This window comes from Rhodopirellula sp. J20-39, assembly GCF_057365095.1.
The window spans coordinates 3,515,611-3,529,808 of sequence record NZ_CP195123.1 but is presented as its reverse complement, the minus strand read 5'-3'; the positions used below and the strand labels follow the sequence as shown (position 1 = coordinate 3,529,808).

General features: G+C 54.9%; 12 protein-coding genes. 7 read left to right on the top strand and 5 right to left on the bottom strand.

Features of this window, described 5'->3' with window-relative positions; translation table 11 throughout:
- Positions 1–313: 313 nt before the first annotated feature.
- Entirely contained in the window at positions 314–3,223 is a 2,910-nt protein-coding gene (locus ACR3ZL_RS12855) for a hypothetical protein (RefSeq protein WP_473652750.1), read from the bottom strand.
- Positions 3,224–3,600: 377 nt separating this feature from the next.
- Here ACR3ZL_RS12855 and ACR3ZL_RS12850 point away from each other — a divergent pair, with 377 nt between their 5' ends.
- From ACR3ZL_RS12850 to ACR3ZL_RS12825, 6 genes are all read left to right on the top strand, one after another.
- Positions 3,601–3,843, top strand: a complete 243-nt coding sequence (locus tag ACR3ZL_RS12850; protein ID WP_473652751.1) for a hypothetical protein — start codon at positions 3,601–3,603, stop codon at positions 3,841–3,843.
- A gap of 108 nt (positions 3,844–3,951) precedes the next feature.
- The gene (locus tag ACR3ZL_RS12845; RefSeq protein ID WP_473652752.1) at positions 3,952–4,833 is read left to right on the top strand and encodes a ParA family protein; all 882 of its coding nucleotides are present in this window, start codon (positions 3,952–3,954) and stop codon (positions 4,831–4,833) included.
- A 237-nt stretch (positions 4,834–5,070) separates the two neighbouring features.
- Positions 5,071–6,150, top strand: coding sequence for a CNNM domain-containing protein (locus ACR3ZL_RS12840; RefSeq protein WP_473652753.1), 1,080 nt, complete (start codon positions 5,071–5,073; stop codon positions 6,148–6,150).
- Positions 6,151–6,938: 788 nt separating this feature from the next.
- The gene (locus ACR3ZL_RS12835) at positions 6,939–7,115 is read left to right on the top strand and encodes a hypothetical protein (protein ID WP_473652754.1); all 177 of its coding nucleotides are present in this window, start codon (positions 6,939–6,941) and stop codon (positions 7,113–7,115) included.
- A gap of 154 nt (positions 7,116–7,269) precedes the next feature.
- Complete coding sequence (locus ACR3ZL_RS12830) at positions 7,270–8,532, top strand: DUF1559 family PulG-like putative transporter (protein ID WP_473652755.1); 1,263 nt, start codon at positions 7,270–7,272, stop codon at positions 8,530–8,532.
- A 482-nt stretch (positions 8,533–9,014) separates the two neighbouring features.
- Positions 9,015–10,409, top strand: coding sequence for an arylsulfatase (locus ACR3ZL_RS12825; protein WP_473652756.1), 1,395 nt, complete (start codon positions 9,015–9,017; stop codon positions 10,407–10,409).
- Positions 10,410–10,563: 154 nt separating this feature from the next.
- Here ACR3ZL_RS12825 and ACR3ZL_RS12820 read toward each other — a convergent pair whose 3' ends face one another.
- The 4 genes from ACR3ZL_RS12820 to ACR3ZL_RS12805 all read right to left on the bottom strand — a co-directional run bounded on the left by ACR3ZL_RS12820 (position 10,564) and on the right by ACR3ZL_RS12805 (position 13,170).
- Entirely contained in the window at positions 10,564–11,136 is a 573-nt protein-coding gene (locus ACR3ZL_RS12820) for an ATP-dependent metallopeptidase FtsH/Yme1/Tma family protein (RefSeq protein ID WP_473652757.1), read from the bottom strand.
- Positions 11,137–11,284: 148 nt separating this feature from the next.
- On the bottom strand, positions 11,285–11,740 hold the full coding sequence (locus tag ACR3ZL_RS12815; protein ID WP_473652758.1) for a hypothetical protein: 456 nt from the start codon (positions 11,738–11,740) through the stop codon (positions 11,285–11,287).
- A gap of 332 nt (positions 11,741–12,072) precedes the next feature.
- Entirely contained in the window at positions 12,073–12,858 is a 786-nt protein-coding gene (locus tag ACR3ZL_RS12810; RefSeq protein WP_473652759.1) for a hypothetical protein, read from the bottom strand.
- Positions 12,859–12,870: 12 nt separating this feature from the next.
- Entirely contained in the window at positions 12,871–13,170 is a 300-nt protein-coding gene (locus tag ACR3ZL_RS12805; RefSeq protein WP_473652760.1) for an MTH1187 family thiamine-binding protein, read from the bottom strand.
- A gap of 275 nt (positions 13,171–13,445) precedes the next feature.
- Here ACR3ZL_RS12805 and ACR3ZL_RS12800 point away from each other — a divergent pair, with 275 nt between their 5' ends.
- Positions 13,446–14,009 carry an FKBP-type peptidyl-prolyl cis-trans isomerase gene (locus ACR3ZL_RS12800; RefSeq protein WP_473652761.1) on the top strand — a complete coding sequence of 188 codons (564 nt, stop codon included), beginning with the start codon at positions 13,446–13,448 and terminating at the stop codon, positions 14,007–14,009.
- Positions 14,010–14,198 lie beyond the last annotated feature (189 nt).

Sequence of the window (14,198 nt, the reverse complement as noted above, 5' to 3'; positions counted from 1 at the left end):
AAGTTGCCATATCAAAAGGGAAGGGTCATGGTGAAGCCCTCCCTGCCTCACCATGACCCTATCTTCGCTGGAACGATGGCACCGATCGTTCCACCCTCCCAATCCATGGTACCGCTGATATCGGCCATATCAGCGTTGGGTCTCCAGCAAAAAAGGGTGCGGTTGTGCCGGTTTCTCACGAACAACCAGCAAGCGGCACCGGATTGGGGGAAAACCCGCATTCAGGCTCACCTAGCTAATTCCCCGCAGAATCCAACGCCGATCGATTAAAATCGCCCGCAAATAGCGGCCATTTCCGGGTTCAGCCACGGCTCTACAAAGTGATGTAGCTGGGCAAAGCCGCCATCAGCTCGCCGACCAACTGTTCAGTGCCGGGGATCTCCTGAATCAGCGCGATCGCGTGCAACCGAATCGCAGCTGCCTCACGATCTGGTACCCGAGCGGCGATTTTGGACCAGCGATCCGCTAGCTCGATCCAGCGTTCATCCGGAACCGGCGAGTCCACCGAATCGGATTGCCGCAGTTGCCATTCTGACGATGCACATGACGCGAGGGCCGAATCGGAAGTTTTCGTCATCGCCTTCAACCCCACCGACCACCTTCGCTGCTTTAAACAACGCACGCGGCCCAAGAACCCGGATGTGGAGCTATTCGTCTCAAGTCGCTGCAACGAATCCGCGCTCGGGAAAGCACTGATCGATTCGACCAACTCCTCGTGCTCCCGCAAGATCGCCTCCGACTTTGCGATCCGGCTAAGCCGTTTCGCTTCGGTTAAGACGACGCCAATTAGCTGGGCCTGTTCTTGCGGCGTCAATCGGTCGCTGATCATGCATTGGTCGATCAACACATTGGCTTGCCCAAGCATTCGATCTAGATCAGCGGTGGCGACAACGCGTTGTCGAGAGACGATCCAACTGGAGATCAAATAGGTGAGTTCCTTGACCGACAATGAATCGGTCAACTGACTGGGCAGCACCGCGTCGATCCGCGAAACGATCGCCGACGAATCGCTCCCGTTTGAACGAACCGATACGTTCGTCGAAGAAGCATCCGACGGACCAATCGAAACGCTACCGCCAAAGCGGGAATCCTGCACGCGTTTGACCGTCGTCGGAAATGGTTCCACTAACCAGCTCGCTTGCACGATCAACTCGTTGACCGCAAAGTATTCAATCGAATCGTTGCCAGCTAACTCACCCTGAACCTCCCACTCCTGAATCAGATCCTCGGCACGAGAGATCGTGAATCGCCGCGCAGCCGAGTCGGTCGCCGACCAAATCGCATCGGCCTCAATCGCAATCTCGCTGTCGCTGTAGGCTGGTGCGGTGTCTGGTTGAATAGGAGCGGTTGGCTTGTTCGTTGCGGCTGGCTGTTCAGGAGGAACCGGCGGATCCATCATATTGGGAGCGGATGAGCCATCGGGCTGCGTTGGTACGTTCGGACCGCTTGGCGAAGCATCGATGTCGGGCCTCAACCTTCCATCGCCGTCCAATCCAGAACTTTCTGGCGAGGGCATCGAGGCGTCGGGTGCCGGCAACGCCGGATCCGAATCTGGAATGGCCGGATCAGATTTTGGCACCGATACGAAATCCGGAACCACAACTGACGACGGGGTAGCGGTCGAACTCAACATGCCCGTCGAGCCCGACATCTCAATAGTCTCGTCAACATCCTCGGCTGATTTAGCGAGATCGGCTGGATCCGCGGGGTTCAACTCACTGCCCGCGGACATCAACTCACCGTCCAACGGAAATTCGTCGATTGTCGGTGGTTGGTCCAAACCGGACGCGATACCGGCTTCCGAAGCGTCCATCCCAGAGGCCGCATTCCATCCGATCTCACCTGGGAACCCCGGCTCGAAATCGCTTTGCGGGTCCTGGTCACTGATCTCTGTGTCGGCCGTGCCTTTGCCGATCAATTGGCTTTCAGCTTCGGCAATGGAAATCGCATCATCCAAATTTGACAGCCGGCCCGAATCGGGACCTACGCCACTAAGCCCGGATGAAGATGTGCCGCGTCCATCCAACGGCCACGATTTTCCTTCCAACGCCAGTTCAGCTTCGGTCATCTTGTTGAGTCGTTCCAACCGCGCCTGGAACGCGCTCACCTCGGGCGTGTGAAACGATCGGTGGAAGGTGAAACCGGCCATCAACATGATGCCCGTTGCCAGCATGACGACCGACACCGCGATCGCCGGAGAACGCATGATCTGCTGGGTGGCGAGACGCCAGATCGAGATCTGCCGCAATTCGGAATAGGCAGCCATCGCCTCGGAGATTTTCGTTTGCGAACGCAGGCCTGCTCGCCGTGCCGCTTCATCTAAAACCGAAGTCCGTGCCAACTCTCGAGCCGACACGCCACCGGCGCCGCCCGCTGCATCTTCATCATCGAAGTGAGCCCGCGTGACCACGACCGGCAAAGGATGCCCGAATAAGATCGGAGTTCCACCGACGACGGCATTGCGTTCAATGAACGGATCGATGTCCGCGCAAGACGCCGCCTGCAACGCCAGCGGCAAAATGCGGCCGACGCGGATTTGTTGATAGTGATTGTGCCGGTACCGTGGATCCACCAATCGGTAGGTCGACCAAACAATTTGCGATAATTGGTCGTCACCGTCGGGGCCTTTGTTTGCGCCGGCATGCTCGTCGCTGGCTTCGGCTTCCTGATCAGCAGAGTCATCCCCCACCGTGCCGTTCGAAGCGGTGGGTTTGACGACATCGTCGGTAACAGCCGGTTTGGCCGGCTCGCTAGACGCTTGATGCGCGACCGACAACACCGCAATCGATGCCCGCCGGGCCGCGTTGCGAATCACCGATAACCTTGTCTCGCTGTCGATCAAACCAATGCGTCTGAAATCGGCCGCACCAACGGCATCGAAACCGCTGCCCGCAACGACACCTTCGCTGGCAATATCGACATCGAACAAGTCGTTGTTATTGTCGACGTCGTTGTCACTTTCAGTGGACTCTTCGCCGATGCCCGCCGTCATCGCGACCGCAATGGGTTCAACGTTTGACTGATTGTCCCGAATAGCGTTGGCGTGCCCCATCTTCGCCACCGCGTCTCGCATTTCCGACCGCGCATCAGCGTCAATGATCGGTGACCGCTGCGACGGTTCCGATGCGCGATTTCGGTCTGTGGATGGCGAGGTGGACACCGCGACACACGATTCCATGAAAGGCGAGAGCGGGCGAACCGCGATAGGTGAGTCCTCCATCATACGCAACCACCGCAAGAGGGGTAATAAGTTTTCTGAATCCCCATCGAAAGAGGGGAAAACGGCGGTTTGGTACTCAATATGAAGTAACAGATCTACGTCGTCATCGCCGCATTCTGGCTTCGAGAGATTCGGCACCACTACCGGGGCGGAATGGCGTCGAACCGACAATGTGTCGCGATTTGGATCAGCGTCCGTGAAACCGAACGGGGCCGAAAATCCGCAAAATCGTTTCAAGCTGTCTAATCGTTAAAGTCGATACAAGTCTTACCGGACGATCTGGCGACGGGGCTGCATGGGTTGTTAAACCCGTCCCATGACCAAACGTTCGGCGCGTTTCAGCCCACGAATCCACCGCCACTAGCCCGACTGAAAAGAACGTGACAACGCATTCCGCTCGAACGAAAAAACACAACTTCACTCGCGAAATCGAGCTAGATCGCATCAGCGGGCTGGGCACTCCCAAGTCGGTGAGCGTGCCGCTGGCTCTGCTGACCCGATTGCTGCTGGACGCCAACCAATCCAACCGAACTTGGCTACAAGATTTCAAAGATGACGTGGTTCGTATTGATTCGGACCTGTACGAAGTCTTATTGGCATACCAATCCATGCAACAGGCCTAACGCTGGCGTGCTGTTAGCGTGCACCGGCGTGTAGACCTGTTTGTAAAACCGAAATAACTGAAACCAGACTTCCCTCCCCCGGACCCTCCATCGAAGGAGACCCAAGTTATGCGCTCAATCGCAGTAATCAATCAAAAAGGTGGCGTCGGCAAGACCACCAGCAGCGTGAACCTGGCAGCCGCATTGGCTCGTGCGGGACGCAAGGTCTGCGTCATGGACTTGGATCCGCAAGCACACGCTTCACTGCACCTCGGAATCACCGCGATCGACGGTGAAGCCACCATGTACGAAGTGCTTTGTGGTGACGCTACCATCGCCGAAGCTCGGCAACGCATCAACGACAACCTGTACGTCGTCCCGTCGAACCTGGACCTAGCTGCCGCTGAAATGGAATTGGCCAGCCAGATCGGTCGCGAGATGATTCTCAGCGACAAACTGGACGAAGACACCGACGACTTCGATTACCTGATCCTGGACTGTCCGCCTAGCTTGGGCGTTTTGACGCTGAACGCTTTGGTCGCGGTCAACGAAGTCTTCCTGCCTCTGCAGCCTCACTTCTTGGCACTGCACGGTCTTAGCAAGTTGCTTCGCACGATCGAAGTGGTTTCCAAACGAATGAACAGCCGTCTGCAACTTTCCGGCGTGATGCTGTGCATGTACGACGCGAACACTCGCTTGGCTGCCGAAGTCAGCACAGACATCGATCAGTTCTTCAGCGTGTCCAAGGACGCCGGTAAGTTCTTCCGCAACGCGAAGTTCTTCGATACTCGTATCCGTCGAAACATTCGCTTGGCTGAAGCACCCAGTTTCGGTCAATCGATCTTCGATTATTCCGCCGAATCCAACGGTGCGTACGATTACCAAGCCTTGGCCGAAGAAGTCATCGCACAAGAAGTTTCCGACTCCAGCAGCCAGACTTCGAACCGCTCGGCAATGTTCGATTCGAGTGGTGAATCAGCACCCCGCAGCGAAACCAAAATGGCCGCCTAAGCGTCGCCGGAACAACAAATGTCGCTCGGTTCTCCGAACCGAAAGCGCTAGACCGCCCGCTATCGGCTCGGAGAGCCGAGCGACAAGTCATACGCCGCCACTGATTGTTCCGACGTTCCCAAGGAGGAGGCCACCTGTGATTTGCCGGCTGCAAATTGTTAATAGCCTCCCGTGAACAGGGCCGGTGTTCTATGATTCGGCTTCCGCCATCCGAATGCCTACATTGATCGCCGCTCAATGATTCTACTGCTGATCTACCTCGTCGTCGCCATCGGCTTTTCGTTCTACTGCAGCGTCGCCGAGGCGGTGCTGCTTTCGATCACGCCGTCCTTCATCGCGACACTTCGCGAGAATCGGCCCGCCGCAGCCGACCGGTTGCAGCGGCTGAAGGCGAACGTGGACCGCCCACTTGCCGCGATCTTGTCGCTCAACACGATCGCCCACACCATCGGTGCCGCTGGCGTCGGTGCTCAGGCCGCCGCGGTTTATGGCGGCGAAGGCTACTTGGGCGAAAACGCGGTCGGCATCGCCAGTGCGTTGATGACGCTATTGATCTTGGTCTTCAGCGAGATCATCCCGAAGACGCTTGGTGCTTTGCACTGGCGAACTTTGGGACCGATGGTCGGCACAACGGTCGAATACCTGATCTTGTTCCTTTACCCACTGGTCTGGCTCAGCGAGATCTTGACCAAGTGGCTATCCGGCGGCGAGAGCCACCACGCACTGACGCGAGAAGAACTCACCGCGATGGCGGAAATCGGAGTTCAACAGGGTGTGCTGGAAGATCACGAGTCACGCGTGTTCCGCGCATTAATGAAGCTTCCTGACCTGAACGCCGCTGACATCATGACCCCGCGGGTTGTTGTCATCGCTTTCCCCGAAACGAAAACCATCGGCGAACTGTTCTCGCAAACCGAAGAATTGCCTGTATCGCGAATCCCGATCTTCCACAACAAGTTGGATGAGGTCAGCGGCTTTGTGTTGAAGAATGACCTGTTGGTCGCACAAGCACGCGGCGAATCCGATCGCACTCTCAAAGACTTCGCCCGACCAGTCAAAACGGTCTCAGCCAGCACGGCACTTCCGGCATTATTGGAAATGCTGCTCGAAGGCCGATTGCACATGGCCATGGTCAGCGATCAATACGGCAGCATCGTCGGCCTGGTCACCCTGGAAGACCTCGTTGAAACGTTGCTGGGCCTCGAGATCGTTGACGAATCCGACACCAACGTCGACATGCAACAACTCGCCCGCAAACGCTGGGAAGAACGAGCCGCCAAACGCGGTATCCGCCTGGACGCGAACAAAGACGCGTAGGTCTTCACCAGAGCGATCGCGGCGGACCAGCTTTGACAGAGCGACCGCATCAGAGCGATCTCAACGGCGATGTAGCGACTGGAAGGGCACCGATTTCGAGTCCTGCTAGGCAACATGAAATTCTGCTATCCACACGCAGCGCTTGAGGCGATGCTCCGACATCGGTTGCCGTTTTGAACTATGCACCGGCATAATCTCTGCACCGGCATAATCTCTGCACCGGCATAATCTCTGCACCGGGCTGGATGCTTCACCCGCCCCAACAGCCACGGGCCTGACAGTCACGGGCCCAATCACTCTGAAATCTTAACGCCGCCGGGTTTGGGCGTTGCCAGCGCTAACGACTGGTGAGTCGAATCAGTTTGACGACAGTGTACGCTCCAAGAAGCCCTGTCCTATTGCTGGCTTAGCTAGATGGCCAGCCCGGCTAGAAATCTGGCCGGTTCATCTTCTGGTTTGCAATTTTGCGAGCCCCAAACGCTTGATTTGAATCAATCAAAAGAAAAAAGCATAAAAGGGTGTTCTTTCTAGTTTAGATCTCCCTGAACGCGTGCATCCAGTATTAGACGCCTACGCGCGTGGTGATTTTGGCGAGCGTGAAAACCTCACAATCAGCCTGCTCAGATTGAGCAAATGAAGTTCAGCTCACCCAAACCTTGATTAAGACAGCCGGTGAGCACATCTCTTCAAAAAGCAAATTGTTAAGGGACGTGCCCTCCCTAAGATCCCATTTTCAATCCCGCTTTCGCTTTGAGTGAAAGCACCCATTTCCCAAGGACAATCACTTAATGAGTACCGCTGTTCGCATCCTATTCGCTCTCTTAATTTCGACTCCACTCTTTTGCACCTTTGGCTGCGGAACGAGCGAGCCGACGGTTGTTACCGGTGATCTAACCGAAGCTGAATTACAGGCGATGACCGACGCCGTGAACAATCAATACGAAAACGTAGACTCGGAAGAATAGTCTTTCTTGTTCACCTTTCGTTTCACGAGAGACCGGGCCACTTAAGCGTTTTTCCTCAGCCCCCAACTGCAGAACAACTTTTCCTATTCAAGAAGAAAAGTTGTTCCTACTTTTCTGTTCTGCTCTGTTTCGTTCCTAATTTTTGAGTTCTAAAATGCACATTTTGTCTATGCAGCGTCCGCAAAAACCATCTCGAGGTTTCACACTTGTTGAATTGTTGGTCGTGATTGCGATCATTGGTGTTCTGGTTGGACTACTGCTTCCGGCGGTTCAAGCTGCTCGTGAAGCCGCTCGGCGTATGAGCTGCAGCAATAATTTCAAGCAAATTGGCTTGGGAATCCACAACTACCATTCCGCTTACCAACAACTACCAGTCAGTTGCGGCGGAATCCCTACGACTCCCGGCGGAGCAGGGAACAACCATATGGGACTCAGCTTCTTGGTGGGCATTTCTCCATTCGTCGAACAGCAATCGATCTGGGAACAGATTTCCAATGGCGTCGATAGCGACGGAACCGATCGCGGTCCTATGGGTGGATCGATGTGGGATTACAACTTCGCTCCCTGGGCAACTAATATCCCCACCTTTCGCTGCCCAAGTGACCCAGGTTTCGGATTGCCTTCACTGGGACGATCAAACTATGCGGCATGCATCGGCGATAACCCATGGCTCTCTAACTCAGGCGGCAAGAACCGAGCCGGCAACTACGACTGGGGACACGCTGACGGTGGCGGCGAGAAGTTCCCACGATGGCACTGGAACAACGGATCATGGGACACCGATGGTCAACGCTCAGACGCTGGCACCATCGCCTCGTTTGCTCGCGGCACGAACCGCGGGGTCTTTTGGAACCGGCACGTCACCAAGTTCCGCGACATCCTTGATGGACTATCCAACAGCATCGCCGGCGGAGAAATTGCAACGAGCCTAGGTGCCAAAGAAATGAACGCCAACATGATCAAGAACGGCAACTACGAGTTCTACGTCGACGGCGATGGCCCCAACATGTGCAAGAATCTTTATCAAGACCCGACCCGCCCCCAATTCTTTAACGGTGTTAAAGACGTGCTGGAAGGGTCCGAAGGTCGTGGTTACCGCTGGGCTGATGGACGTTGCCAGTTCACCTCGTTCCACACGGCGTCACCTCCTAATGGACCAAGCTGTTCGGTGCGTGGCGATGGTTACATCGCTATGTCAACCGCCGGAAGTCGTCACCAAGGCGGTTGTCACGTCTTGATGGCTGACGGTGCGGTTAAGTTCATTACTGACTCCATCGAAGCTGGAAACCAAAATGCAGGTTTCTGTGTGGCGGGTGGCGGCTCAGCGGCTCGAGCACCAGGGCTTGCTAGCCCCTATGGTCTTTGGGGTGCCCTCGGCACGCGAGCTTCCAAAGAGACCATCGAAGAGGAATTCTAGGTCTCAGCGGATACCTTCAAACTCTGGCGAACTGGAGGCACTCGTAGTTTCGAGCGCCGAGATCCCGAGCGCACATATTCCCCGAGTGCACAAACTCTCGGGTGCACAGCTTGGTAAGAATTGCAGTCGACCCTTTCTGAATGAGGGTCGGCTACTCGATTCGGAAGCCATCTCACCAGGCGGCTTTCTCGCTTGATCAGCAATATCTTAATTGCTCTCGCCCGATTCTCTCTTCGGGCTCGAGACTGAACAAAATACTCCCGTTTTCAACGGCAAAAGATTTGGAACAGCGACTTGTCTAGCGGCATTACTGATGCCAGATAGAGAACCGCTTGCGTGTTCAAATGAATGCCGCCGGTGCTTCAACGGGAAGAACCCTGCAAATCTACTGGAAATAGTCGGTAATTTGCGGTGGTCTTGGAATTGTGAATAGTACCAGACCTGCACGCTCACGGCTTCAACGCTGAAAGCTCCCCTCCCCGATGGAACGTTTTGTGAAAACTCGCTTGCTGTGCATTCTCGCTCTCTCAACCCTCGCGATTGGCTGCTGGCAGCGCTCAGAGGCTGACGAAATTCATCCGCCCAATGTGATCTATATTCTCGCCGATGATTTGGGCTACGGCGACCTGAGTTGCTTTGGTCAGACGAAATTTGAAACGCCGAACATTGATTCGCTTGCTAAGCGAGGTATGACGCTAACCCAGCACTACTCCGGCAGCGCCGTTTGTGCTCCTTCGAGATGTTCGCTGATGACCGGCCTGCATACCGGACACACACCCGTCAAAGGGAACGCGGAACATGCACCGGAAGGCCAGATGCCGATGCCGGCCGACACTTACACGGTCGCTCATCATATGAAGCGTGCTGGTTACGCGACGGGGATCTTCGGTAAGTGGGGGCTGGGTTATCCCGGATCCGTCAGCGATCCACTGAAGATGGGATTCGACCGTTTTTACGGTTACAACTGTCAACGGATCGCCCACTGCTACTACCCCGCATTCCTTTGGAATGACAACGAACGAGAGATGCTGTGGGGGAACGTAGGATCGCACGAGAACGACTACGCTCCCGATCTAATCCATGAGCAAACGCTTGAGTTCATTCGCTCCAATAAAGACCAGCCGTTCTTTTGTTATTACGCTGCCGTTCAGCCGCATGCCGACATGGTGGCCCCAGAAGCTTACATGGAAAAATTCCGTGGCAAGTTTCTTCCTGAACTCGACTACCCTCATCACTATTACCGTGGGCAGCCCGAAGGGCACGCCGCGTTTGCTGCAATGGTCACGGTGCTAGACGATTATGTTGGTGACGTCATCGCGGAACTGGACAAACAAGGGATCGCGGAGAACACCTTGGTGATCTTTTCGTCCGATAACGGTCCTCACCTTGAAGGCGGCGCCGATCCGGAATATTTCAATTCCAACGGACCGTTGAAAGGTTTTAAACGAGACCTATACGAAGGCGGAGTGCGAACACCCGCTCTTGCCGTTTGGCCTAATAAGATTGAAGCGGGTTCCACGTCCGATCACTTATCCGCGTTCTGGGATATGCTGCCCACGATGGCGGAATTGAGCGGCACGGAACTGGATCAACCGGTCGACGGAATTTCTATGTTGCCAACTCTTTTAGGCGAACCTGGCCAGCAGGAACACGACTACCTGTTCTGGGACTTCCCAGCCCAAGGAGGACGCGAAGCGATCCGGAAAGGGAAATGGAAGGCGGTACGTTACCAATTGAACAAACGCCCCGATGCCCCCGTGGAACTGTACGATTTGTCGAAAGATATCGGCGAGGTCAACAACGTTGCCGCCGAACATCCCGAACTGGCCAAGCAACTGGGTGAGTTAATGAAGCAAGCTCGGCACCCCAAAAGCTGACACAGGCGAACAACCTGCCCATCTCAATGTTGGCGTCTGGCGGAACGTTGCAACTCGTTGAGCCCTGCGTGACAGCAGGTGCAACGCCTGGCAATTGCCTGGAACCGGCACTTACCGGAGGGCATTTGCCCGGATGCTTTGCGTATGGGTACCCCTAAGATTTCTTGAACCGTTGTTCGGCCTGATTGTAATGATGCCGCACCGCTCGGCCGCTGATCGTTTGCTTTTTCAGCAGCTCGACTGCGATTGACTTGATTGCTGCCTCATGACCGTCCTGACTCAACAGATGCTCCGTCTTGTCGACCATCCGGCGTTCCAGCTTTTCCAACTGGCGTTCATTGGTCGCTCGCGACGCCAGCAGATGACGGACCGCCTGCAGATCGTGTGACGCGCCCTGGCGGCAATACTGTTCGGTGAAATGAGCTTCGGCCACCATGCCCGCCAACAGGACCAAGACTTCGTCTTCTAACCAGTCGTTGGTCGCTTTGGAGCGACCTTTCTGGATCTTGACCGCCCCCAGACGAACTCCACCGGTTTGTATCTTTGCCGGTTCGATCGTCACCTTTTGAATTGGACGCCCTACGATCATGGCCATCACCGCATGCCCGGCCTCGTGAAAAGCCGTCGCCACCTGCTGCGGCGAAACGGATTCAGAATCACTTGGCTGCAGTGTCGTCATTGCGGCAATTTCAACATCAAAGAACACATCGGTTGGACAAAGTTTCATTGCCACGGTAACGATGGCGACAAAAGACTACCAAAACGAGACGGACCCCGCCGGCGACAAGCAAGTTTGAAAAAGGAAATTCCACCGGACGGTGAATCACGTTAGGGCGGTTGCCGATAGAAATCGCTTCATGACTCGCCAAAATGCTTCAGATCGCTAGCCAGGACGCTATCGAATCTCTGATTTGAACATTGCGTTCCCGATTGCGTCGGCCGATATCGGAGTCAACGATTGGGAAGGTTTGTTGGCCAATGACCAAGTGAATCGCTCCTCCTTTCGCCACCGCTCCCCGTCCGTATGACATCTTCACCGAGTCTATTTCGGCTAGCGAGAATTGCTGGGTCTGTGCTCCAAACACACTTCGTGAAGTCAGCAATACAGTTTGCTTCCGCTTGTCAAAGCAGGTCTCGCGATACCTGAGGAACGAGATCACCCCGAGCGCGACCCCATTGAAAATCAGGTAGATGCTCAGTTCGACGTTTTGTTCCGTCGTAGCAACGGCAATCCAAAACACGGCTAAGAAGAACAGCACGACAAAACCGATCAATTTCGGAAAAGCCTTCACGATAAGTTGATCGTTGTCTTTCTGGATAATCTTTGCCATCGAAATTTTCGGTCGATTCGAGAAGAAGACGCAGCGGGCGGAGTAACGTGATAAACGACGGGAGCGACTATGCCTTGCAGGGTAGCTACTAAGGCGGCCTCATACCGTTGCAGGAACCGGATGCGACACAGTTCCGAAGTGCCACAATTCCTCAATCCCATTTTCGGAACAGAACATAACGATCTCGCAAGCAACGGTGAAGGTTCCCCTCGATAGCGGAAAGTCGCAAGTTTTCTGTTTAGCTAGATTCATTGCACCGCCAAACGCGGTGTCTCATGTCACGATCAGTGCGCAAACTGTTGAACCCGAAAACGAACCTGGGTAATACTCCGTCAGCGATCGATCGATAAATCGCCCGTTTCTCGAGAGAGTTTAAAGAACAACCAGGCAGTCAGTCCGATGGCGGCCAGAGCACTTTGCGGAGTCCAACACAGGAAAATTCCCATCAGCACTTGGTCGAAAGGCATGCCGATCGCAAGTCCGACAGCAATCGCGACTCCGATCAACGAGAGCGACAACGGTGTGATAATTTTGACTCGCTGTTGCCAAGACAACCGCTGGGGTAGCATCGCGATCAACACCAATGACAACGGGCCAAACAAATAGATTGCCACCAGCGTTTCCGGCCGAGCTGCAAAGTGTCTTGTGATGACGGACGCAACGGCCGCGATCGCTGTCGCTGCCATCAATCCGAATAGACTGAACTGAATCGGTGCGTGGTCCGATAGCGACTCTTGCTCTTCGCTATCGTGTTCGATGTTCTGTCCATCAGGATCCACTAGCAAACTGCCCGCCAGCATTCGATTCAATTCATGTCGGCGGCGACAAAGCACCCATCCCACGATGCTACCAATGAAGGCGGCAAACAGCACATTCAGCAAAAGCCGAGGGTAGTCGACGAACCAGCCGCCGTAAGTATTGCCACCCTCCCAAACTTCGAGCGGAAACCCAATCGATTCTTCGGGACTCTGTCGATCGCCAACGAGCGATCCCCAAGTGGATGAGCGGATGAAGTACGACACCGCATTGATCGCGGCGACTAACAACATGCCTGCCGCCATCCCACGAACAAACCACCTCGGGCGAGTTCCAAACTGCTCGTGATGGTCGTCGTTCATCAAAGAGGTCTCCTAAAGCTGCTTTTCCGTCACGCTATCAATCTTGTCCTGCATGGATTGGTCGCGGTCGGTGCGGGTTCCTACTTTGATGCTGGTCGTGATTCGTGGTGCGCCGATGGAGTGAACTCGTTCGTGGCAACGCTTGATCGCTGCAAACACTTCGTCCCACTCGCCTTCGATGTTGGTGCCGTAGGCGTGAAGTTGGTGTTCCAGTCCTGCTTCCTGTAACACTTTCTGGCACTCGGCGACGTACTTGCCCACCGAGACACCTACCCCCATCGGGACAACGCATAGATCGACAATGACTTTCATCGGAATTGAGTCCCTTGCTTTTAGAATCGGTCGGTTGCTTATACGAATGAGTTTAAGCGGTTCCGTCGGCAAAGGCAGTGGCCCCTTGCTTACATTCCTCGCTTTACAGTTGCTCACGTACGCAACACCGAATCATTTTGCTATCAAACGCGATCCATTGCAGTCATTTCGCCATAGGAATAACGGACTTTCGAGCATGGCGTGGTTTCGCTAACCTGCCTACCAAAGAATTGCAGGGAGATTCACTTCCGATTTGCGTAATGGATGAATGCAGGATGCGAGACAATAGCGTGAAAGCGGAACTGAAAACCTGGCCGGTTGGGTGTCTATTGGGCCTCGTGTTGCTAATTCCCGCCTGTCGCTCCACTGCGACACCAAGCACCAACCTTGCATCCGAACTTGCGGGTCCGACCGGAACGACGACCAGTTGGAAACCCATCACGTTCGTTGACCGTCCGGAACTTCAAGCCGGTGCGGGTGGAATGAATGTGGAAACGGTGCCCGAATTCTCTTCAACCGATTCAGGACTGAACTATCGCGTTCTGAGAACGTCCGACGGAAAAAAGCCAACGGCAGCCAGTACCGTGTCCGTGCACTATCGCGGTTGGCTCAACAACGGAAAGGTGTTCGACAGTTCTTACGAGCGAGGTGAACCGACCAGCTTTCCGCTGCGAAACGTCATCGCCGGTTGGACCGAAGGGATGCAACTGGTTGGCGAAGGTGGGATGATCGAATTGTGGGTACCGTCGGACCTAGCCTACGGCGAAAGTGGATCACCTGGATCGATCCCAGCTCACTCGAACTTGCACTTCATTGTTGAACTCGTGAGTGTCGATTAGCGTTTCGGCTAGATGCCACTTAGTTATTGAAGAATGCGATGTGGCCGTCTGGCCTGAGTTTCGCGGAAGGACTCACTGCCTCGTCTACTACGGTTGAAATCGAGGTGGAGTGGAGCTTGAACGCCAGTGTAAACTTGGCGTTATGATTAAGTTGACACCGGATGGTTTACACCGGTCCGGTAGAACGTT